Here is a 22,132-nt window from a genome sequence, read left to right on the forward strand (position 1 = left end):
CGCCATGGGCCGCCTTGCCACTGCCCTGCTGATCGCGCTGCTTGCTGCCTGCGGTGGCGGAGGTGGTGGTGCCGCCGCCGAGCCGGCACCGCCCACGCCCACAGACCCCTGGGCCGCCTACCCGACCACGCCGTCCGGGACACCGCCCGGCGCCTCGGCACAGGCCCGCACCGCCGCCGCGGCGCTGGGCGGCGGCATCAACTTCGGCAGCATGCTGGAAGCGCCCGGCGAAGGCGCCTGGGGGCTGAAGGTCGAAGACGAATTCATCCAGCTCGTCGGCCCGAGCGCCAGCCCGTCTTACAGCCAGGCGGTGCGCCTGCCGGTGCGCTGGAGCAACCACGCCAGCCTGGATGCCGCAGCCACCATCGACGCGGCCTTCATGACCCGCGTCGAAGGCATCGTCACCAAGCTGCTCGCGCGCAATGTCACCGTCGTGCTGAACATGCACCACTACCACCAGCTCGATGGCGATGCCGTCGAGGCGGGCGAAGCCAGCGTCGCGGCGGACGTGGTGCAGTTGCGCTTCCTGGCCATGTGGCGCCAGATCGCTGAGCGCTTCGCCAATGCCGGGCCGGGCCTGGTGTTCGAGCTCTACAACGAGCCGCACAACAAGCTCGAGGCCGACTGGAACACCCTGGCCTCGCGCGCCCTGCGCGTGGTGCGCGCCAGCAACCCGAACCGCATCGTCATGATCGGCCCGGTGCAGTGGAACAGCCCCTGGGCCCTGTCCAAGCTGCAGCTGCCGGCCGACGCCAACCTGCTGCTCACCGTCCACCATTACGAGCCGTTCACCTTCACCCATCAGGGTGCGGAATGGGTCAGCCCCTCGCCGCCCGTGGGCGTGGATTGCTGCGACGCCGCCCAGTTGGCCAAGATCCGCGAAGGCCTCGACCTGGCCGCCAACGAAGGCAAGCGCCTGGGCTACCCCGTGGTGGTCGGCGAGTTCGGCGCCTACAGCCGCGCGGCACTCGGCGCCCGGGTGCGCTACCTGAAGGCGATGCGCGCCGAGATGGCTGCCCGGCAGCTGCCCTGGATGTACTGGGAACTGGCCTCGGGCTTCGGCCTCTATGACCCGCAAGCCCATGCCTGGCGGACCGACCTGGTCCAGGCGCTGTACGGCACCACCCTGACGAAGGACTGATCCATGAAGCTGCGACACCTCGCCACCACCTGCCTGCTGGCGTCCCTCGTCCAGGGCACCTGCGCGGCCGAACTGCTGCCCTGGCGCGGCATCAGCCTGTCCAGCGCCGAATGGGGCGAGAAGCTGCCCTTCCCCGGCATCTATGGCAAGGACTTCGTCTACCCCAGCGTCGCCAGCACGGCCTACTACCAGGCCAAGGGCATGAACCTGATGCGCATCGCCTTCCGCTGGGAGCGGCTGCAGCCCGCGCTGAATGGCGAGTTCGACGCGGCGGAACTGGCCCGCCTGCGTGAGTTCGTCGACGGCACGACAGCGCGCGGCCTGCATGTGCTGCTGGACCCGCATAACTACGCAGCCTACAAGGAGGTGCACATCGGCAAGCCCGAGGTGCCCTTCGCCGCCTTCGCCGACTTCTGGCGCCGGCTGGCGCTGCAGTTCAAGGACAACCCCAAGGTCCAGTTCGGCCTCGTCAACGAGCCGCGCAATATGCCGACCGAGACCTGGGGCCAGGCCGCCCAGGCCGCCATCGACGCCATCCGCAAGACCGGTGCGACCAACCTCATCACCCTGCCCGGCAACGGCTACACCGGTGCCTGGAGCTGGTTCGAGTCCAAGTGGTACGGCACGCCCAACGCCGAGGTCATGGGCCAGGTGCGCGACCCGCTGGACCGCATGGTCTTCGAGGTGCACCAGTACTTCGACAAGGACGGCTCCGGCACCAGCCCCGAATGCGTCAGCCCCGAGATCGGCGCGGAGCGGCTCAAGCGCTTCACCGAATGGCTGCGCAAGAACAAGCGCCGCGCCATCCTGGGTGAGCTGGGCGGAGGCGCCAACGCAGTCTGTGAGCAGGCCGTGGCCGGCGCGCTCAAGCATCTGCAGGCCAATGCCGACGTCTGGGACGGCTGGCTGTGGTGGGCCGGTGGCCCGACCTGGGGCGACTACTTCCTGTCCCTGGAGCCCACCGCCGAGGGCCGCGACAAGCCGCAGATGCGCTGGCTGGCGCCTTTCCTCAGCCCAATTGCAGTTCAAACTCCCTGAGCGACTGAAGGAAGTCCTTGGCGTCGAAGGCCTCACCCAGGGCGAGCGCACCGCTGCGCTTGAAGGATGGCTGCAGCATGCGCTCGGCCGCCTCCACCACAAGCGGCGCCGACACCGCATAGATGTCCTGGCCACGGGCGATGGCCTTTCTCGCGCTCGCCCCTTCGCCGGCTTGGACCACCATCTCGAAGCGCTGCGCTGAACGGCCCTGCGCGTCACTGGCCTCGGGCGGCGGCGTGGTGGTGTCGCGGATCTCCTGCAGGGACGACAGCGTCAGCCACGAGCGCAGGTTCTGCACGCGCAGGTGGCGGGCGATGGTGATGACCTCGCTGAAGGGCAGTTCGACCATGGCCTGCTCGCCGTGCTCCGCACTGAAACGCCAGTCGCGCTGGGCCGCCGGCGTCGGCATGCGCACGATCTGGCCGCCTTGCAGCACGACGCGCGGCACCTGATTGCGCTCACCGGTCTTGCGGGTGCCCTCGGTGGGCCACCAGTGGTCCAGCGCGATGGCGATGGCCAGGTCGTGCACGGCGCCGTCGCCCATCAGCGCCGTCGCCAGCAGGTCAGCCAGCCCGCCATAAAAGCCCGCCGCCGGAATGATGGCGACGCCAGCCACGCGAGCCCGGGCATCGAAGTTCTCGAAGACGGCTTCAGCGCTGGCCTGCTCGGCGGTCACGTCGATATAGCCGCAGCCAGCGCGCAGGGCGGCCTCGATGACCGGCGCCGCCGTGTCGAGAAACGGCCCGGCACAGTTGATGACCACGCCGCAGCCCTGCAGTGCCGCGTCCAGCGCGGCCGCGTCGTCAATGGTCGCGACCCGCGCCTCCACGCCAGCCGGCAGTCGCGACGCATCCCGCCCGATCGCCACAACCTTCAAGCCACGCCTCAGCGCCTCGTTGACGACGAATCGCCCGGTGTGCCCGCCGGCACCGTAGACCGCGACCGCCTTCTTGCCCAAATCCTTGCTCATGATCATCCTTTTGAAACGAGACAGACCTGTCTGTTCTTTGAACGATACAGAATGGTCTGTATCGTGTCAACACCGAATCGACCGCCGTGATGAACATGCCTGCTGAAACTGCCCCCGAAGCCCAGAACGTCCGCGAGCGACTGCTGGGCGTGGCGTCCGAGCTGTTCTACAAGAACGGCGTTCGCGCGGTCGGCATCGATCTGGTCATCGAGCAGGCCGGCGTGGCCAAGAGCAGCCTGTACCGCCACTTCCGCACCAAGGACGACCTCATCGTGGCCTTCCTGGAGCGCGAGGATGTGGACTTCTGGGCGACCTGGGACCGGGTCGCCGCGGAGAACGCGAGCGACGCGAAGGCCGAGCTGGAAGCGCACATGCGCTGGATCGGCGAGCGCCTGGGCCGCGCCAACTACCGGGGCTGCCCGCAGATCAATGTGGCGGCCGAGTTCGCCGAGCAGGATCACCCGGCACGCGGCGTGGCGCGAGCCCACATGCAGGCGCTGCGGTCACGCCTCACAGTCATCGCCCAACGCCTGAAGGCACGCGCGCCGAAGGCACTCGCCGCTCAGCTGGCCTTGCTCGTCAATGGCGCCTTCGTCAGCGCCGAACTGCTGACGCCGGATGAAGCGACGGATGTGCTGCTGGCCGCGATGCGCGCCCTCGTCGAAGCCGGCCGCTAGTCTTCCTTCATCTGCGCCGCCTTGGCCACTGGTGCCAGGCGGGCTTTCTCGGCTGCCAGAAACTTGCGGAAGTCCTCGCGGCTGCCGCCCGTCGGGTCGATGGCCAGCGGGATGAGCTTGGCGCGCAGCTCGCTCGTCTTCAGCGCCGCATTCACGGCCGCATTGAGTTTGTCGAGGATGGCCTCGGGCGTGCCCTTGGGCGCGAACACGCCCGACCAATGGCCAATGAAAACGTCGTTGAAGCCCTGCTCCTGGGCGGTGGCCAGGTCGGGCAAAGCCGCGATGCGACGGTTCCACGTCGAGGCGATGGCCTTGAGCTTGCCGGCCTTCACCATCGACAGCACGACGGGGCTGGCCTCGGAGGTCGCATCGACCTGGTTACCGACAACGGCCGCCATGCCTTCGGAGCCGCTCTTGAAGGGCACGATCTGCAGCTTGGCGCCAGCCTTGAGCTTGAGCATCTCGGCCACGAAATGCGGCGTGCTGCCGGTGCCGGCCGTCGCGAAGTTCAGCCCCTGGCCTTTCCTGGACGCCGCGATCAGGCCCTTCAGATCCTTGATGGCCGAGTCGCCCGGCACGACGACGACCGAGGGGCTGACGGCCATCATGACGACGGGCACGAGGTCGTTCTCGGCATAGGGCATGCGTGTCTTGATCAGCGCATTGGTGATGACACCGGCCGCCGGCGTCAGGAAGGTGTAGCCGTCCGGCGCGGCCTTGGCCACATAGGCCGCGCCGATCATGGAGCCGGCACCGGGCTTGTTCTCGATGATGATCGGCTGCCCCAGCTGCTTGGCCGTGGCTTCGGCCACCGTGCGCGCCACGATGTCGTTGGCGCCGCCGGGGCCAAAGGGCACGACGAAGTGCAGGGGCTTGGACGGCCAGGCCGTTTCCTGGGCATTTGCGGTCAGTGCAAGCAGCAGAGCTGCGACGGGAACAAGGCACTTCGGCACGGGCGTCTCCTGAAGGTGGTACAGCCCAGCCTAACGCCCTGCGGCGCGCCCGCGAAACGTGAGAACCCGCACAGGCATGAGCTCATGACAAAAGCTTTGTTGGGTTTTGTGTCATCGGCCTGCAGACTTGCAGCGTTGCCACCCGTACCGACAGCTTCCGCCACCACCGATGTGTGAGCTTTTCGCCCTCAACAGCCGCCAGCCGGCCGCCGCCACCTTCTCCCTCAGCGGCTTCGCCGCTCGCGGCGGGCGCACCGCAGACCATGTCGACGGCTGGGGCGTGGCCTTCCACGACGGCGAGCGCTGCCAAGTCACCGTTGAGGACAGCCCGGCGGCCGAATCCGAACTGGCGCGTCATTTCGGCCACCACCCGGTGCAGGCACGCAACATCCTCGCCCACATCCGCAAGGCCACCCAGGGCGCCCGCACCCTGGAGAACTGCCACCCCTTTCGCCGCGACTGGGCAGGTCGCACCTGGGTCTTCGCGCACAACGGCGACCTGAAGGACTTTCACCCCCAGCTGGACGGGAGCTTCACGCCGGCCGGCCAGACCGACAGCGAACGAGCCTTCTGCTGGTTGATGCAGAAGCTCCAGCAGCGCTTCGGCAGCCAGCCGCCCGACTGGCAGCAACTGGCCGAAACGCTGACGCCCTGGATCCACGAGATCGCCGAGCACGGCCGCTTCAACCTGCTGCTGACCGATGGCCGCGCCATGCTGGCGCATGCGTCAACCAAGCTGCACTGGCTGCAGCGCCGCCCGCCCTTCGGCCACGTCTCCTTGCGCGACGGCGACCTGAGTGTGGACCTGGCCACCGTCAACAACCCGGCTGACCGCATGGCGCTGGTCTCCACTGAGCCGCTGACCCATGGCGAGGCCTGGCAGGCGTTCGCCGCTGGCGAGGTGCGGGTGTTCAGGGACGGCGAATGCGTGTTCGTCAGTGAAGGCGTGGCCGAACTCGCGGCTGCTTGATCAAACCGCAGCCAGCGCCTCATCCACCACACTGCGCGCCTCCTGCAGCAACTGCTGCAGATGCGCCTCGTCGCGGAAGCTCTCCGCGTAGACCTTGTAGATGTCCTCGGTGCCCGACGGCCGCGCGGCGAACCAGCCACTGGCCGTGCACACCTTGATGCCACCGATCGGCGCGCCGTTGCCCGGCGCACTGCTCAGCACCGCAGTGATGGGCTCGCCTGCCAGTGAAGTCGCCTGCACGTTCGCAACCGTCAGCGCGGCCAGCCTGGCCTTCTGCTCGCGCGTGGCCGGGCCTTCGACGCGGTCGGCGTGCGGTGTGCCGAGGGCCGCCGTCAGGCCCTGGTAATACACCCCCGGGTCGCTGCCGGTGCGCGCCGTGATCTCGGCCGCCAGCAGCGCGGCGGCGATGCCGTCCTTGTCGGTCGTCCACACGCGGCCATCACGGCGCAGCATTGATGCGCCCGCGCTCTCCTCGCAGCCCAGGCCCAGGCTGCCTTCAGCCAGGCCCGGCGCAAACCATTTGAAGCCGACGGGCGCCTCGAACAGCGGGCAGCCCAGGCGCCGCGCAATGCGGTCGATCAGCGCCGTCGTGACGACGGTCTTGCCGACGGCCGCGTTCGCGCGCCAGCCGGGCCGGTGGCGGAACAGATAGTCCACGGCGACGCTGAGGTAGTGGTTGGGCGGCATCAGACCGGCACTGCGGGTGACGATGCCATGGCGGTCATGGTCGGTGTCGCAGGCAAAGGCCACGTCGAAGCGATCGCGCAGGCTCGTCAGCCTTAGCATGGCCCAGGGCGATGACGGGTCCATGCGGATCTGGCCGTCCCAGTCCAGCGTCATGAAGGCGAACCGCGGATCCACCTCGTTGCTGACAACCGTCAGTGGCAGGCGGTAGTGCTCGGCGATCGCAGGCCAGTAGGCCACACCCGCGCCACCCAGTGGGTCCACGCCCAGCTGCAGGCCGGCTGCACGGATCAGGTCGAAGTCGATGACCTGCCCCAGCGCCGCCACATAGCTGCCGAGGAAGTCGTACTCATGGCAGGCCGACGTGCCGAGTGCCCGCTCGGCGTCCTTGCGCAGCACGCCCTTGAGCGACTGCTTCAGATGCTCGTTGGCAGCCCCCTGGATGCCCGTCGTGACATCGCTGCCCGCCGGCCCGCCATGTGGCGGGTTGTATTTGAAGCCGCCGTCACGCGGTGGGTTGTGCGACGGCGTCACGACGATGCCGTCGGCGCGCTGCCAGCCTTCGCGGCCGCGGTTGTATTCAAGGATAGCCAGCGACACGGCCGGTGTCGGCGTGAACTGGCCCGCCGGCGCCAGCATCACGTCCACGCCATTGGCGACCAGCACCTCCAGTGCGCTGAGCACAGCGGGCTCGGACAGCGCATGCGTGTCGGCGCCCAGAAAGAGCGGGCCCGCGATGTCGCTCTGCTTCCTGTGGTCGCAAATGGCCTGCGTGATGGCCAGCACATGCCATTCGTTGAACGAGCCATCCAGAGCCGAGCCGCGGTGGCCCGAGGTGCCGAAGCTGACCTGCTGTTCGGCGCAGCTCGGATCGGGCTGGCGCGAAAAATAGGCTTCGCGCAAGGCCTCGACGTCGATGAGGACATCGGGTGGCGCGGGCTTGCCGGCAAGGGGGTGGCGTTCAGCACTCATCGTTCGGGGCTCTCCCGTTCTTCGGTGAGACCATACTGCCAGCATGGCGCGACCACGGTGCCGGACATCGGCACACAGGCTTGCAGGCCCCGACCTACAGGCAACGCAATTGCCGCGCGGCGTCTCAGCGGCCAGACCGCTTCCTGATCCGCTCAATGCCGGTCTTGGCAAAACTCACCGAGCGCTTGGCCGCATCCTGGACTTGGGCTGCGGCGGGCAGCTTGTCCTGAGCCCATGAGGCGGCCTTTTGCACGGACTGCTGGACCTGCGTCGCGGCTGTATCGGCCGCGGCCTGCAACTGCTCGGCTGAGGGCAAGCGCTCACGTGTCCAGTCAGCGGCGTCCTTGGCCGACGTGCCCAATTGCTCAGCCCCCGACCTGGCGCCATGCCACGCCTTGGTCGCTGCGGTGCCGGCCGCGGCCTGCAGCTCCTCGGGCGAAGGCAGGCGCTCGCGCGTCCAGCCGGCCGCCTCCTTGGCCGAAGCGCCCAGCTGTTCGGCCGCCTTGCCCGCGCCCGACCTGGCGGTGACCCAGGCCTTGGTGAGCGGGCCGTCAGGCTCTTGCAGCAACAGCGTCAGGCTGGCTGCCAATGCCGCCTCCTCGGCCTCGGACAGCGGCCCGCCGGCTTCCAGCAGCCGGCGCAGGAACTGGCCGAGATCGGCGGCGATGGCCTTGTGGTTGCAGTCGGGGTTGGCATGCAGGAAGGCCGACAGCTCAGCGGCCACCTCCTCGACCGAGCCTTGCATCACGCCCGGCTCGATCTGCGCGATGGCCCGCGTGACGAAGCTGGCGTCCAGGCCCCAGTCGTCCACCAGGTGTTGCACCAGCGCTTGCCGCTCGGCAGGCTCGATGTGGCCATCCACCGCGGCCAGCCGCAGCGCCAGCGGCGCGATGAGGTCGAAGAGGGCCAGGCCCAGCGTGTCCAGCGGCGTGTTCAGGAACTTGGGGATCTCGATGACACGCGCGCCCTTGGTGTCACCCAGCCACCGGTACAGGCCGTAGCAGGCGCCGCCCGAGGCCAGCGCGGCCAGCGCCACCCAGCCAATGGGCGTGGCTGCGGCACCGATGCCCAGCACACCCGACTTCACGACGGCGGCGCCCGCGCCCGCGGCGCCCAGCACGTCCCAGACCTCGCGGGTGCGGTTGATCATGCGCAGGGACTTGTAGGCGTTCTCGCCGATGGCGAGCTTGGCCTTGAAGCGCAAGGGCTCGGCGACTACCTGCGTCACGCCTTCAAGCGCGGTTCCGGGTTCGGCTGGGTCCACTGTCGGTTGCTGCTGGGTCGTCATGGCGACCAAGCATAGAACGAGAGGGTGCACATCGTGGACGGCGCGGTCTTCGGGCCGAGCGCCGGGCCGCTCCCTAGCCGGCCCGGTTGGCGATGTGCTCGCGGCTCGATGCCGCGAGCATCGCCGTCCCCTCGGGGGCTGAGGCCGGACACATGGCGCCCAGTGGGCGGCATGTGCCTGCCGAAGAGCTGCGGCGCGAGCCGCAGCGCGGTCTGCAAGACCGACTGGGCTTGCCCGCGTTTAGCAGGGCAAGACTGGGCGAGGGGCAGCGTTATTTCAGGTGACAGGCGCGGGGTTGAACAGCACCAGGCTGTTGTGCAGCTTCCAGTGCTCGGCCCAGGTCTTCTTGCGGCCACTGGCGACGTCCAGCAGCAGGCGGAACATCTCCCAGCCGGTCTCTTCAATCGTCGCCTCACCATCGGCGATGCGGCCGGCGTTGATGTCCATCAGGTCGTGCCAGCGGCGGGCCAAGTCGGTACGCGTGGCGACCTTGACGACCGGGCATTCGGCCAGGCCGTAGGGCGTGCCGCGGCCGGTGGTGAAGATGTGCAGATTCATGCCGGCGGCGAGTTGCAGCGTGCCGCAGATGAAGTCGCTGGCGGGCGTGGCGGCGTAGACGAGGCCGCGTTGGTCGCGCTTGAGCTTGTCGCCGGGCGCGAGTACATGCGAGATGGCCGAGCTGCCGCTCTTGATGATGGAGCCCATCGCCTTCTCGGCGATGTTGGAAAGGCCGCCGGCCTTGTTGCCGGGCGTGGTGTTGGCCGAGCGGTCGACGCGGCCGCGGTCGAGGTAGCGGTCGTACCAGCCGAGTTCACGAATGATGGCGTCGGCGACTTCCGGCGTCGCCGCACGGCTGGTGAGCTGATCGACGGCGTCGCGCACCTCCGTGTTCTCGCTGAACATGATGGTGGCACCGGCGCGCACCAGCAGGTCGGCGCAGAAGCCCACGGCCGGGTTGGCCGTCACGCCCGAGAAGGCATCGCTGCCGCCGCATTGCACGCCGACGACCAGCTCAGCTGCAGGCACGGTCTCGCGCCTGCGGGCGTTCAGGCGCTCCAGGTGAGGCTTGGCACTTTGCAGGATGTCTTCGAGCATGGACATGAAGCCCACGTGCACGTCATCCTGCAGGCAGATCGTCTCGGGGCCGCTGGCGGGGTCGCGTTCGTCGGTGATGGGGAAGGAGCCGGGCGGCAGCAGGCGTGCGGGCTGCAGCTTTTCGCAGCCGAGGCTCACCACCATCACCTCGCCGCCGAAGTTCGGGTTCAGCGAGATGTTCTTGAGGGTGCGGATGGGGATGACGGCATCCGGCGCGTCGATGGCCACACCACAGCCATAGCTGTGCTCCAAGCCGATGACGTCGTCCACGTTCGGGTAGCGCGGCAGCAGCTCGGCCTTGATACGCGCGACCGCCTGGGCAACGACCCCGGCCACGCACTGCACCGTGGTCGTGATGGCGAGGATGTTGCGCGTGCCGACCGAGCCATCCTTGTTGCGGTAGCCCTCGAAGGTGTAGCCGTCCAGTGGTTCAACGACAGCAGGCTTCACGGTGGCGATGGGCAGGCCTTCCAGCGCACGTGCGGCGGGCATCTGCAGCAGGCGCTCGTGCACCCAGCTGCCGGCGGGAATGGCCTTCAACGCATAGCCGATGGGCACGGCATAGCGCAGCACCACTTCTCCCTCGGCGATGTCGCGCAGCGCGACCTTGTGGCCCTGCGGCACCTTGTCGCGCAGCGCCAGCCCCGCGCCTGGGATGCCGTCCGGCAGCACGGTGCCTTCGGCCAGGCCGCCGTCGTTGGCAACGATGGCGACGTTGTCCTCAATGCGCATGCGCAGCGTCAGGGGCGGACGGGGGGAAACAGCAGTCATGGTTTGCCGAGGCGTTGCTACAGTTGAAGTTGTTGTACGTCGTCTAGTTGTCGTACAACTTCCGTCACTTTAGACGGCGCAATCATTTCAAAACTCCGGGAAAACCCGCGAATGCACGCCCCCCTCGCCCGCCGCCGGCCGCGCACGCTGGCCCTCGAACTGGTTGACTCGCTCGGAGACCGCATCCGGGCCGGCCAGTTGCAGGCCGGCGACAAGCTGCCGACCGAGGCGGCCATCATGGGCGAGTTCGAGGTCAGCCGCACCGTCGTGCGCGAGGCCATCTCCAAATTGCAGGCGGCTGGCCTGGTCGAGACGCGGCACGGCATCGGTACGTTTGTGCTCGGGCCTGGCGACGGGCCGTCATTCAAGATCACGCCGGAACAGTTCAGCACGCTGCAGGACGTCATCGCCGTGCTAGAACTGCGCATCGGCCTCGAGACGGAGGCGGCCGGCCTGGCAGCGCAGCGGCGCACCGCCGACAACCTCATTGCCCTGCGCAAGGCGCTGGACGCAGTTATTGCCGCCGTCGAAGCCGGCCAGGACTCGGTGGCCGCCGACTTCCAGTTCCACTTGGAGATTGCCCGCGCGACGCAGAACAGCCACTTCGCCGACCTGATGGCGACGCTGGGGGCCCAGATCATTCCGCGTGCCCGGCTGGAGCCGGTGGCGGACATGAGTGCGGAGCGGCTGGCCTATATGCGGCGCGTCAACGCGGAGCACGAAAGCATCCTCGACGCCATCACCAGCCAGGATGCCGAATCGGCTCGTGCGGCCATGCGCACCCACCTCAGCAACAGCCGTGAACGTCGCCGACGCGCCCAGGCTGAAGCCAGCTGACCGTCGGTAAAGAAACGGCCTTCGCGGGTTTTCACTAGTCATTGTGGATTTGACCCAAGTTGTACGATGACCTACAACTTCAGTCATCCCAACACCCACGGAGACCCGCCCATGTCGCCCCAAGAACTCAAAGCCGTCCTCGAAGCCGGTCTGCTGTCTTTCCCGCTGACCGACTTCGACGCGCAGCTGAACTTCGCGCCCAAGCCCTACGCCGAGCGTCTGGAGTGGCTGCAGCCCTATGGCGCCTCGGCGCTTTTCGCGGCGGGCGGCACGGGTGAGTTCTTCTCGCTGGAGCCGGGCGAGTACAGCGACATCATCAAGGTGGCGCTGGACACCTGCCGGGGCCGCACGCCCATCCTGGCCGGCGCCGGCGGCGGCACGCGAGTGGCCATCCAGTACGCGCAGGAAGCCGAACGCCTGGGCGCCCAGGGCGTGCTGCTGCTGCCCCACTACCTGACCGAAGCCAGCCAGGAAGGGCTCATCAATCACGTCGAGGCCGTCTGCAAGAGTGTCAAGTTCGGCGTCGTCGTCTACAACCGCGGCGCCTGCAAGCTGACCCCGCAGAGCCTGCTGGTGCTGGCCGACCGCTGCCCCAACCTGATCGGCTTCAAAGACGGTCTCGGCGACATCGAGAAGTTCGTCTCCATCCGCCAGACGCTGGGCGACCGCTTCGCCTACCTGGGCGGCCTGCCCACGGCCGAGCTGTTCGCTGGTGCCTACAAGGCCATGGGCTGCCCGGTCTACTCGTCCGCCGTCTTCAACTTCATCCCCAAGACGGCGATGGAGTTCTACAACGCCCATGCCGCGGGCGACACCGAGACCTGCAACCGCCTCGTGCGCGACTTCTTCATTCCCTATGTGGCGCTGCGCAACAAGGGCGAAGGCTATGCCGTGTCCATCGTGAAGGCCGGCGCGACGCTGGTGGGCCATACGGCCGGGCCGGTGCGTCCGCCGCTGTCGGACCTGGCTGCAGCCGAGGTCGACGCACTCGGCGCGCTGATCTCCAAGCTCGGCCCGCAATAAGCCATTCCACAAGACCCACTGGAGACAAGCCATGAAGAAACTGCTGACCGCCTTGTTGCTCGGCGCCGCTGCCACCACCGCAGCGCTGGCTCAGGCCTGGCCCGCCAAGCCGGTGACGCTGCTGGTGCCCTTCCCGCCCGGCGGCTCCACCGACGCCATCGCCCGTCTGCTGGGCAACAAGCTGCAGGAGACCCTCGGCGGCAGCTTCGTCATCGACAACCGCGGCGGTGCGGGCGGCACCATCGGCACCGGCATGGTCAAGCGCGCGGCGCCGGACGGCTACACCGTCCTCGTCTCGTCCCTGGGCCCGCTGGTCATCGGCCCGCACCTGCTGAAGAACCTGCAGTACGACCCGACCAAGGACCTGGACTACATCACCGTCGCCGTGCAGGCGCCCAACGTGCTGGTGGTGCCCGCCGCGTCGCCGCACAAGAGCATGGCCGACGTGCTGGCCTATGAGAAAGCCAACCCCGGCAAGATGAGCTTCGGCTCCAGCGGCAACGGCAGCAGCGACCACATCACCGCCGAGCTGTTCTGGCTGCAGACCGGCACGTCGGGCCTGCACATCCCCTACAAGGGCGGCGGCCCGGTCATGACCGACCTGCTCGGCAACCAGGTGGATGCCAGCTTCATGAACATCAACACCGCGCTGCCGCAGATCAAGGCGGGCAAGCTGCGCGCGCTGAGCATCACGAGCGCCCAGCGCTCGCCGGTGCAGCCCGACGTGCCCACCATGGACGAGCTGGGCATCAAGGGGCTGCAGGTCTACTCCTGGCAAGGCGTGGCCGCGCCCAAGGGCCTGCCCGCCGACATCAAGGCCAAGCTGCATGCCGGCATCGTCAAGACTTTGAACTCGCCGGACATCAAACCGAAGTTGCTGGAGCAGGGTTTCGAGGTCGTTGCCAACACGCCCGAGCAGTTCACCGCCTTCCAGGCGAGCGAGTTCGCACGCTGGAAAAAAGTGATCGAAGAACGCAAGATCACCGCAGATTGAGCCCACCCCCGAGGCGCTGACGCGCCTCCCCCTCAAGGGGGCGCACCCGATGGCCTGGCAGAGCCAGTTCCATGGGTGCCACTTGGTGGGGCACTACATCTTTGAAGTACTGACATGACCTCGACCCCCGTCATCAAAGAGCTGCGCGTTGTGCCCGTCGCCGGGCGCGACGGCATGCTGCTCAACCTCAGCGGCGCGCATGCGCCCTTCTTCACCCGCAACCTGTTGATCCTGACCGACAGCGCCGGGAACACCGGCGTCGGCGAGGTGCCCGGTGGCGAGAAGATCCGCCAGACGCTGGAGGACGCGCGCCAGCTGGTGGTGGGCCAGCCCATCGGTGGCCACCAGGGCGTGCTGCAGAAGGTCAGCCAGTCCTTTGCCGACCGCGACGCCGGCGGCCGTGGCCTGCAGACCTTCGACCTGCGCACCACCATCCATGCCGCCACCGCGATCGAGTCGGCCTTCCTGGACCTGCTCGGCCAGCACCTGGGCGTACCGGTCGCGGCCCTGCTGGGCGAAGGCCAGCAGCGCGATGCGGTCGAGATGCTGGGCTATCTCTTCTACGTCGGTGACCGCACGAAAACCGACCTGCCGTACAACAGCGAGTCCGGCGCCGACAACGCCTGGAGCCGACTGCGCCATGAAGTGGCGCTGACTCCCGAGGCCGTCGTCAAGCTCGCCGAGGCCGCCCGCGAGCGCTACGGCTTCAACGACTTCAAGCTCAAGGGCGGCGTGCTGCGCGGCGACGAGGAAGTCGAGGCCATCCGCGCGCTGCACGAGCGCTTCCCCGACGCGCGTGTGACGCTGGACCCCAACGGCGGCTGGCTGCTGAAGGACGCGATCCGGCTGATGCGCGATATGAAGGGCGTTCTCGCGTATGCGGAAGATCCCTGTGGTGCCGAGGATGGCTTCTCGGGCCGAGAGGTGATGGCCGAATTCCGCCGCGCTACCGGCCTGCCCACGGCCACCAACATGGTCGCCACCGACTGGCGCCAACTCTCGCACGCGCTGTCGCTGCAGAGCGTGGACATCCCGCTGGCCGACCCGCACTTCTGGACCATGGCCGGCAGCGTGCGCGTGGCGCAGACCTGCCGCGACTGGGGCCTGACCTGGGGCTCGCACTCCAACAACCACTTCGACATCTCGCTGGCCATGTTCACCCACGTGGGCGCCGCCGCGCCGGGCAAGGTCACGGCCATCGACACGCACTGGATCTGGCAGGACGGCCAGCGCCTCACGAAGGAGCCGCTGCAGATCGTCGGCGGCCACGTCAAGGTGCCGCCCAAGCCCGGCCTGGGCGTCGAGCTCGACATGGCAGAGGTCGAGAAGGCGCATAACCTCTACAAGCAGCACGGCCTGGGCGCCCGCGACGACGCGATCGCGATGCAGTACCTGATCCCAGGCTGGACCTTCAACCCCAAGCGCCCCGCGCTTGATCGCTAAGGCAGTACCCATGTTCAAGAACCTCATCGCCGGTGAATGGCTGGACGGCCACGGCGTCTCCCGCAACATCAACCCCTCGGACACGCGCGACCTGGTCGGCGAATACGCCCAGGCCGATGCCGCCCAGGCCGAGCTGGCCATCACGGCCGCCAGCGCCGCCTTCCCGGCCTGGAGCCTGTCGACACCGCAGCAGCGCTTCGACATCCTCGACGCCATCGGCACCGAGATCCTGGCGCGCCGAGCCGAGCTGGGCGACCTGCTGGCCCGCGAGGAAGGCAAGACCCTGCCCGAGGCCATCGGCGAGGTCGGGCGCGCCGGCTACATCTTCAAGTTCTTCGCCGGCGAGGCATTGCGCCCGGGCGGCGAGAGCCTGCCCTCGGTGCGCCCCGGCGTCGGCGTGGAAGTGACGCGCGAAGCCGTCGGTGTCGTCGGCCTCATCACGCCGTGGAACTTCCCCATCGCCATTCCCGCCTGGAAGATCGCACCGGCCCTGGCCTGGGGCAATTGCGTCGTCTTCAAGCCTGCCGACCTCGTGCCGGGCTCAGCCTGGGCGCTGGCCGAAATCCTGTCGCGCTCGGGCCTGCCAGCGGGCGTCTTCAACCTCGTCATGGGCCGCGGTTCGGTGGTCGGCGAGAAGCTGCTGAACGACCCGCGCGTGGCAGCCATCAGCTTCACCGGCTCGGTGGGCACGGGCCAGAAGGTCGCGGCGGCCTGTGTGGCGCGCATGGCCAAGTTCCAGCTCGAGATGGGCGGCAAGAACCCCATGATCGTGCTGGACGACGCCGACCTGGGCGTGGCCGTCAACGCCGCCGTCAACAGCGGCTTCTTCTCCACCGGCCAGCGCTGCACGGCGTCGAGCCGCCTCATCGTCACCGAGGGCATCCACGACCGCTTCGTTGCGGCCATGGTCGACAAGATGAAGACGCTGAAGGTGGACGACGCCCGCAAGGCCGGCACCGACATCGGCCCGGTCGTCGACGCCAGCCAGCTCGGCCAGGACACCGACTACATCGGCATCGCCAAGAGCGAGGGCGGCAAGCTGGCCCACGGCGGCGAGCGCATCGAGACCAATGCCGCCGGCGCGCCGGGCTTCTACCTGACGCCGGCCCTCATCACCGACACGACGCCCTCCATGCGCATCAACCGCGAAGAGGTGTTCGGCCCGGTCGTCAGCGTGCTGCGCACCCGCGACTACGAGCACGCACTGGCCCTGTCCAACGACACGCCGTTCGGCCTGGCCGCCGGCATCGCGACGACCTCGCTGAAATACGCCACCCACTTCAAGCGCCATTCGCAGGCCGGCATGGTGATGGTCAACCTGCCCACCGCAGGCGTGGACTACCACGTGCCCTTCGGCGGCCGCAAGGGCTCCAGCTACGGCCCGCGCGAACAGGGCCGCCACGCGGCTGAGTTCTACACAACCGTGAAGACGGCTTACACCCAAGCCTGATCCCACCGCTTTGGCACCACCGCCCGGCAAGAGGCGGAGCCGCTGCATTGCCCGGAGACAACCGATGAATACCGCCACCGCCACCCTGGCCCACGCCGCCAGCGCCACGCGAACGAAGAAGCGCTTCGCCATCCTGGCCATGCTCTTCATCGTCACGACGATCAACTACGCCGACCGCGCGACGCTGTCCATCGCCGGCCCGGCGCTGTCCAAGGACCTGGGCATCGACTCGGTGACCATGGGCTACATCTTCTCGGCCTTCGGTTGGTCCTACGTCATCGCCCAGTTGCCGGGCGGCTGGCTGCTGGACCGGTACGGCTCCAAGAAGGTTTACGCCGCCAGCATCTTCATCTGGTCGGTGTTCACGCTGCTGCAGGGCGGCATCAGCTTCCTGACCGCGACGGCGACGACCGCCGTCGTCGTGCTGTTCGCGTTGCGCTTCCTTGTCGGCGCGGCCGAGGCGCCGTCCTTCCCCGCCAATGGCCGCATCGTCGCGTCCTGGTTCCCGGCCGCCGAGCGCGGCACGGCCTCGGCCATCTTCAACTCGGCCCAGTACTTCGCCACCGTGCTGTTCGCGCCGCTGATGGGCTGGATCACGCACAGCTACGGCTGGCCGGCCGTCTTCGTCGTCATGGGCCTGCTGGGCATCGTGGTCAGCGCCGTCTGGCTCAAGACCGTCTATACGCCCAAGACCCATCCCGGCGTCAACCAGGCCGAGCTGGACTACATCGCGGCCGGCGGTGCCCTGGTCAACATGGACCAGCCCGGCACGCAAAGCCGCAGCTTCGCGCCGGAGTCCCCCAAGCTCGGCTACATCAAGCAGTTGCTCTCCAACCGCATGCTGATGGGCGTCTACGTGGGCCAGTACTGCATCACGACGCTGACCTATTTCTTCCTGACCTGGTTCCCCGTCTACCTGGTCAAGGAACGCGGCATGTCCATCCTCAACGCAGGCTTCGTCGCGGCGCTGCCGGCCATCTGCGGCTTCGCCGGCGGCGTGCTCGGCGGGCTGATCTCTGACGGGCTGCTGCGCCGCGGCAAGACACTGACCGTGGCCCGCAAGACGCCCATCGTCATCGGCATGCTGCTGAGCACCAGCATGATCCTGTGCAACTACGTCGACAGCGCCGTGGTCGTCGTCGCCATCATGTCGTTGGCCTTCTTCGGCAAGGGCCTCGGCGCGCTGGGCTGGGCCGTCGTTTCGGACACCTCGCCCAAGGAAATATCGGGGCTGTCCGGCGCGCTGTTCAACACCTTCGGCAACACCGCCGGCATCACGACGCCCATCGTCATCGGCTACCTGATCAAGGGCACGGGCTCGTTCAACGCGGCCCTGGTGTTCGTCGCCGCGAACGCGCTGGTGGCCGTGTGCTGCTACCTGTTCGTCGTCGGCGACATCAAGCGCTTCGAGCTCAGGAAGGACTCCTGACCCACCTGGCGGCCCAGGCTTCGTAGGCCGCGAGCGTCTTCACCGGCCAGGTCCCCCACCAGGTATAGCCGTTGCGCCGCTCCAGGCTGAGGTCGTTGACGTCGTCGTGCAGGCTCTTGTCGCGGTCGCCGAACACCGGCTTGAGCGTGGCCGGGTCGTAAAAGCGCGACCACAGCGGGCCGGCGCCCGGCTGCACCACCAGCCGGCGCGCGTCGTCCACCTTGACGAAGGCGCGGTCGCGCACGGCCAGGGCACGCAGCATGACGATGCCGCCCTTCACCGCGGCGACGACCGCCGGCGACGGGTCGGGCAGGCTCATCAGATAGCCCAGCGCCCGCGCGCTCTCGCCGCTGCTCAGTGCCGGCGGCTCGTAGTTGCGCGCCGAGGCCGGCGCCAGCGTCAGCGCGTCGTGCTGCTGGGCCCACAGCGTCGGCTTGCCGTCGATGCGGATCTGCGTGGCCAGCAGCAGCTGCACGGCGCGCGCCTGTGCCGCCGCGGCGTCGGCCTTCAACGCGGCTGGCAGGAAACCCAAGTCGAGCTCACCGTGCGCGGCAGCCCCCATCAGCTCGGCCACTTCGACGACGGCGTCGTCATTCAGCGTGATGGCGTCGTGGTAGCCGCCCTGCAGCGGCCACACCTGGGGCCAGCCGCCGTTGGGAAACTGCGCCGCCAGCAGGTAGCGCAGGCCGCGCTCGGCCGCCTGGCGGTAAACGGCACCGGGCGCGCCGGGCTGCTGGGCCGCCACGCGGGCGAGGAAGCGGATCTCGGTGATGGTGGCGTCGTTGTCGATGGTGCCCACATAGCTCCACTGCGCGTCCTGGGCCAGGTCGAAGTCGCCCGGCGTTGCCCGCTTGGAGTTGTTGTCGGCCACAAACGCCTGGCCGGGCAGGCGCGGCGCGCGGTCGCGCGGCTGGTTCTTGCCCCAGCCGCCGGCGGGTGTCTGGAAGCTCAGGACGTTGCGGGCCACGGCCAGGGCCGCGTCGCCGGCATACCAGGCGGCGGGCTTGTCCAGCGGCATGCTGGCCTCGGCATGACCGCCCTCGGGCGGCGCGGGCCAGGCCGTCAGCCCCTTGCGCTCGGCCGCCAGCGCGGCGCGGTCGGCGGCGCGCTGGGCGTCGGAGCGGGCCAGATAGGCCACCCAGGGCCCGCGTTCAGTCGCCGGCAGCGCCGCGACCCGTTCGGCCGTCAATGGCTGGGCCGGCGGGATGACGCCGATCTGCGCTGACCAGGCCGACGAGCAGAGGGCCAAGGCAAGCAGGGTGAAACGGCAGGCAAGGGGCATGACGGGCGCCGAAGTTTGGGGGTGGCCGGCAATCTACCGGCTCGCGCGGGCCGCGAGGGCGCTAATCTCGCGCCGCTCACACAGTTGATCGAGACATGATTCATCGCGCGCGTTTCCCGTGGCTGGCCGCCCTGCTCGTGCTGGCCGGTTGTGCCAGCCCTCCTCCACCGCTGCCCGCTGCGGCGCCGCCGGTCGGCTTGCAGCAGGCCTGGGTGCAGGCCGTCGCCGGGCCAGCCTGGGCGGTACGTGCGCTGACGGGCGAAGCCAGCTGCCCCACGCTTCGGTGGGGCAGCAGCGTCACCGCCATGCAGGAACGCAGCGCCCCCGGCGACGAGCCGCCGCCCGCGGGCAACAAGGAGCCCGAGCGCAAGCCGACACACTTCACGCTGCGTGCCTGCGAGGCGCCCTGGCCCGCCGATGCCGCCAGCGTGCAGGTGGACGACATCGTGCTGCATGCCCCCACTGCCGAAGCCCGCCGCATCGTCGTCATCGGCGACACCGGTTGCCGCCTCAAGGCCTCGGACCGCGACTTCCAGGGCTGCAACGACGCCTCGGACTGGCCCTTCCCACGCGTGCTGGCCCTGGCGCTGAGGCTCAAGCCCGACCTCGTCATCCACGTCGGCGACTACCACTACCGCGAAAGCCCCTGCCCGCCCGGCATGGCCGTCTGCGTCGGCAGCCCCTGGGGCTATGGCGACGACACCTGGCAGGCCGATTTCTTCCAGCCCGCCAAGGCCCTTCTGGCCGCCGCGCCCTGGGTCTTCGTGCGCGGCAACCACGAGGCCTGCGCACGTGCCGGCCAGGGCTGGCTGCGCTATCTGGACGCCGAAACCGGTCCGGCACGTGCCTGCCAGCCCGCCGGCCCAGGCGTCAACGAGGGCGACTTCACCGCGCCCTTCCCCGTGCCGCTGTCGCCGCGCAGCCAGCTCATCGTCTTCGACTCCTCGGAGATCGGCAGCCGCACGCCGCCCCGGGATTCCCCCGCCTGGGCCCGCTGGCGCCAGCAGCTCGACCGCGTCGCAGAGCTGGCCCAGGGCAGCGCCCAGAGCCTCTTTGCCAGCCACCATCCCAGCCTGGCCTTCAGCCCCAGCCCGATCGGCGCGCCCCGCGCCGCCCGATCGGGCCTGACGCCCCTGCTGCAGGACGCGGCACCCGGCCGCCTCTTCCCGCCAGGCGTGCAGGCCACACTTCACGGCCACATCCACATGCACCAGGCCCTGGGCTTCGCGAGCAATCATCCGGTCACCCTCGTCGTCGGCAACGGCGGTTCGGCCGCATCAGGCCACGTCAACGACGCCGCGGCCCTGAAGCACGAACTGCTGCCCGGCGCCCGACTGGAGACGGTACGCATCCACACGGACTTCGGCCTGTCTCTGCTGACGGCCACGCCCGAGGGCTGGCAGCTGCAGGCGCTGGACGCCCTGGGCCAGCCGCTGTCGACCTGCCGCCTGGCCGGCCAGAAGCTGAGTTGCTGATGGGCACGCCTCGTAACGAGTGCCTTTCGTCAGGGCGCACGAGAAGTAACGCCCGCGCATTCCATCACTGCGCACCCGATTTGAAGGGTTTCCAGCAGGTAAATCGATACAGCATCGAAAGCCCCCCCGGCTAAACTGGCCGCACCTGTCAAGCTGTTTTTGGCGGGAACCACGTTGATAGAGGACTCGGCTACATGAGCTCCAGATTGAAAGTCGCCGGTTGGGTTGCCCTCGGTGCCGTCGCAGGTGCACTCACCACCATGCAGCTGCAGGCCAATGCGCGCAGTACCCTGTCCCCTCTGCCGCTGGACGAAATGCAGCAGCTCGCGGCCGTCTTCGGCCTCGTCAAGAGCGACTACGTCGAATCAGTCGACGAAAAGAAGCTGATCAACGACGCCATCGCCGGCATGGTGTCCGGCCTGGACCCCCATTCCCAGTTCTTCGACAAAAAGACCTTCAAGGAATTCCGTGAAGGCACGACCGGCAAGTTCGTCGGCGTCGGCATCGAGATCGGCATGGAAGACGGCCTGGTCAAGATCGTCTCCCCCATCGAAGGCTCGCCCGCCTTCCGCGCCGGCCTCAAGAGCGGCGACCTGATCAGCCGCATCGATGACACCGCCGTGCGCGGCCTCACCATCGACCAGGCCGTCAAGAAGATGCGCGGCGACCCGTCGACCAAGGTCAGCCTCACCATCTACCGCAAGGCCGAGAACCGCACCTTCCCCGTGACCATCGTGCGCGAGGAGATCAAGGTCCAGAGCGTGCGTGCCAAGGTCATCGAGCCGGGCTATGCCTGGATCCGCGTCAGCCAGTTCCAGGATCGCACCGTCGACGACTTCGCCAAGAAGCTCGAAGAGATCTACAAGCAGGAGCCCCATCTCAAGGGCCTGGTGCTTGACCTGCGCAACGACCCGGGCGGTCTGCTGGATGCCTCCATCGCCATCTCGGCGGCGTTCCTGCCCAAGGACGTCGAGGTCGTGTCGACCAACGGCCAGATCGCCGAATCCAAGGCCAGCTACAAGGCCAGCCCCGACGACTACCGCCGCCGCAGCAGCGACGACCCGATCAAGCGCCTGCCCGCCGCGTTGAAGAACGTGCCGCTGGTGGTGCTCGTCAACGAAGGCTCGGCCAGCGCCAGCGAGATCGTCGCCGGCGCCCTGCAGGATCACCACCGCGCCACCGTCATGGGCGCCCAGACCTTCGGCAAGGGCTCGGTGCAGACCGTGCGCCAGCTGGGCCCGGAAACGGCATTGAAGATCACGACGGCGCGCTACTACACGCCGAGCGGCCGCTCCATCCAGGCCAAGGGCATCGTGCCCGACGTGCTGCTGGACGAAACCGCCGAGGGCAATGTCTTCGCCGCGCTGCGCATGCGTGAGGCCGACCTCGAAAAGCATCTGAACAACGGCCCCGAGGACGAAAACGAAGCCCGCCAGAAGGCCCGCGAGGAAGCGCGCCAGAAGCTGGAAGCCGAGTACGCCAAGCGCGCCGAGCCGCCCAAGCCCCTGCCCGAGTTCGGCTCGACGGAAGACTTCCCGCTGATGCAGGCGCTGAACAAGCTCAAGGGTCAACCGGTCATTGCGTCCAAGTCGGCTGTCGAGCGCAAGGCCGAAGCCAAGACGACGGAATAACTACAAAGA

18 protein-coding genes are annotated in these 22,132 nt (G+C 68.4%); 12 read left to right on the forward strand and 6 right to left on the reverse strand.

Annotated elements, in window-relative coordinates; translation table 11 throughout:
- The first annotated feature begins 4 nt into the window (after positions 1 to 4).
- Together AC1DW0_RS14420 and AC1DW0_RS14425 are read left to right on the forward strand one after the other, a co-directional pair.
- A complete protein-coding gene (locus tag AC1DW0_RS14420; RefSeq protein ID WP_477946562.1) occupies positions 5 to 1,141 on the forward strand; it encodes a glycoside hydrolase family 5 protein in 1,137 nt (378 codons plus the stop codon).
- Between the two features lie 3 nt (positions 1,142 to 1,144).
- A complete protein-coding gene (locus AC1DW0_RS14425) occupies positions 1,145 to 2,179 on the forward strand; it encodes a glycoside hydrolase family 5 protein (protein ID WP_477946564.1) in 1,035 nt (344 codons plus the stop codon).
- On the opposite strand, the gene AC1DW0_RS14430 is transcribed toward AC1DW0_RS14425, so the two are convergent.
- Complete coding sequence (locus AC1DW0_RS14430) at positions 2,151 to 3,149, reverse strand: saccharopine dehydrogenase NADP-binding domain-containing protein (RefSeq protein ID WP_477946566.1); 999 nt, start codon at positions 3,147 to 3,149, stop codon at positions 2,151 to 2,153. The two genes, AC1DW0_RS14425 and AC1DW0_RS14430, sit on opposite strands and share 29 nt — an antisense overlap.
- A gap of 89 nt (positions 3,150 to 3,238) precedes the next feature.
- Here AC1DW0_RS14430 and AC1DW0_RS14435 point away from each other — a divergent pair, with 89 nt between their 5' ends.
- Positions 3,239 to 3,826, forward strand: coding sequence for a TetR/AcrR family transcriptional regulator (locus tag AC1DW0_RS14435; RefSeq protein ID WP_457353735.1), 588 nt, complete (start codon positions 3,239 to 3,241; stop codon positions 3,824 to 3,826).
- Here AC1DW0_RS14435 and AC1DW0_RS14440 read toward each other — a convergent pair.
- Positions 3,823 to 4,779, reverse strand: coding sequence for a tripartite tricarboxylate transporter substrate binding protein (locus AC1DW0_RS14440; RefSeq protein WP_457353737.1), 957 nt, complete (start codon positions 4,777 to 4,779; stop codon positions 3,823 to 3,825). The two genes, AC1DW0_RS14435 and AC1DW0_RS14440, sit on opposite strands and share 4 nt — an antisense overlap.
- A 169-nt stretch (positions 4,780 to 4,948) precedes the next feature.
- On the opposite strand from AC1DW0_RS14440, the gene AC1DW0_RS14445 reads away from it, so the two are divergent.
- On the forward strand, positions 4,949 to 5,749 hold the full coding sequence (locus tag AC1DW0_RS14445; protein ID WP_457353739.1) for a class II glutamine amidotransferase: 801 nt from the start codon (positions 4,949 to 4,951) through the stop codon (positions 5,747 to 5,749).
- Here AC1DW0_RS14445 and pgm read toward each other — a convergent pair whose 3' ends face one another.
- The 3 genes from pgm to garD form a co-directional block, all read right to left on the reverse strand.
- Positions 5,750 to 7,405: a phosphoglucomutase (alpha-D-glucose-1,6-bisphosphate-dependent) gene (pgm, locus tag AC1DW0_RS14450; RefSeq protein WP_457353741.1), complete on the reverse strand. Its 1,656-nt coding sequence runs from the start codon at positions 7,403 to 7,405 to the stop codon at positions 5,750 to 5,752.
- Positions 7,406 to 7,529: 124 nt separating this feature from the next.
- Positions 7,530 to 8,693 (reverse strand): tellurite resistance TerB family protein, encoded by a 1,164-nt coding sequence (locus AC1DW0_RS14455; protein ID WP_457353743.1) that lies wholly within the window; start codon positions 8,691 to 8,693, stop codon positions 7,530 to 7,532.
- A gap of 276 nt (positions 8,694 to 8,969) precedes the next feature.
- Positions 8,970 to 10,559, reverse strand: a complete 1,590-nt coding sequence (gene garD, locus AC1DW0_RS14460) for a galactarate dehydratase (RefSeq protein ID WP_477946570.1) — start codon at positions 10,557 to 10,559, stop codon at positions 8,970 to 8,972.
- Positions 10,560 to 10,670: 111 nt separating this feature from the next.
- On the opposite strand from garD, the gene AC1DW0_RS14465 reads away from it, so the two are divergent.
- The 6 genes from AC1DW0_RS14465 to AC1DW0_RS14490 all read left to right on the forward strand — a co-directional run bounded on the left by AC1DW0_RS14465 (position 10,671) and on the right by AC1DW0_RS14490 (position 17,735).
- The gene (locus AC1DW0_RS14465; RefSeq protein ID WP_056203925.1) at positions 10,671 to 11,396 is read left to right on the forward strand and encodes a FadR/GntR family transcriptional regulator; all 726 of its coding nucleotides are present in this window, start codon (positions 10,671 to 10,673) and stop codon (positions 11,394 to 11,396) included.
- 111 nt (positions 11,397 to 11,507) lie between these two features.
- On the forward strand, positions 11,508 to 12,419 hold the full coding sequence (kdgD, locus tag AC1DW0_RS14470) for a 5-dehydro-4-deoxyglucarate dehydratase (RefSeq protein ID WP_477946573.1): 912 nt from the start codon (positions 11,508 to 11,510) through the stop codon (positions 12,417 to 12,419).
- 31 nt (positions 12,420 to 12,450) lie between these two features.
- The gene (locus tag AC1DW0_RS14475; protein WP_056203927.1) at positions 12,451 to 13,413 is read left to right on the forward strand and encodes a Bug family tripartite tricarboxylate transporter substrate binding protein; all 963 of its coding nucleotides are present in this window, start codon (positions 12,451 to 12,453) and stop codon (positions 13,411 to 13,413) included.
- 114 nt (positions 13,414 to 13,527) lie between these two features.
- Complete coding sequence (gene gudD / locus AC1DW0_RS14480) at positions 13,528 to 14,856, forward strand: glucarate dehydratase (protein ID WP_477946576.1); 1,329 nt, start codon at positions 13,528 to 13,530, stop codon at positions 14,854 to 14,856.
- A gap of 10 nt (positions 14,857 to 14,866) precedes the next feature.
- Complete coding sequence (locus AC1DW0_RS14485) at positions 14,867 to 16,306, forward strand: aldehyde dehydrogenase family protein (protein ID WP_477946578.1); 1,440 nt, start codon at positions 14,867 to 14,869, stop codon at positions 16,304 to 16,306.
- 64 nt (positions 16,307 to 16,370) lie between these two features.
- Entirely contained in the window at positions 16,371 to 17,735 is a 1,365-nt protein-coding gene (locus tag AC1DW0_RS14490; protein ID WP_477946580.1) for an MFS transporter, read from the forward strand.
- On the opposite strand, the gene pelA is transcribed toward AC1DW0_RS14490, so the two are convergent.
- A complete protein-coding gene (pelA, locus tag AC1DW0_RS14495) occupies positions 17,719 to 19,017 on the reverse strand; it encodes a pectate lyase (RefSeq protein WP_056203940.1) in 1,299 nt (432 codons plus the stop codon). The genes AC1DW0_RS14490 and pelA overlap by 17 nt on opposite strands.
- 95 nt (positions 19,018 to 19,112) lie before the next feature.
- Here pelA and AC1DW0_RS14500 point away from each other — a divergent pair, with 95 nt between their 5' ends.
- A complete protein-coding gene (locus AC1DW0_RS14500) occupies positions 19,113 to 20,492 on the forward strand; it encodes a metallophosphoesterase (RefSeq protein ID WP_477946582.1) in 1,380 nt (459 codons plus the stop codon).
- A gap of 194 nt (positions 20,493 to 20,686) precedes the next feature.
- Positions 20,687 to 22,123, forward strand: coding sequence for a S41 family peptidase (locus AC1DW0_RS14505; RefSeq protein ID WP_056203945.1), 1,437 nt, complete (start codon positions 20,687 to 20,689; stop codon positions 22,121 to 22,123).
- Positions 22,124 to 22,132 lie beyond the last annotated feature (9 nt).

This window comes from Roseateles sp. P4_D2 (genome assembly GCF_056401875.1).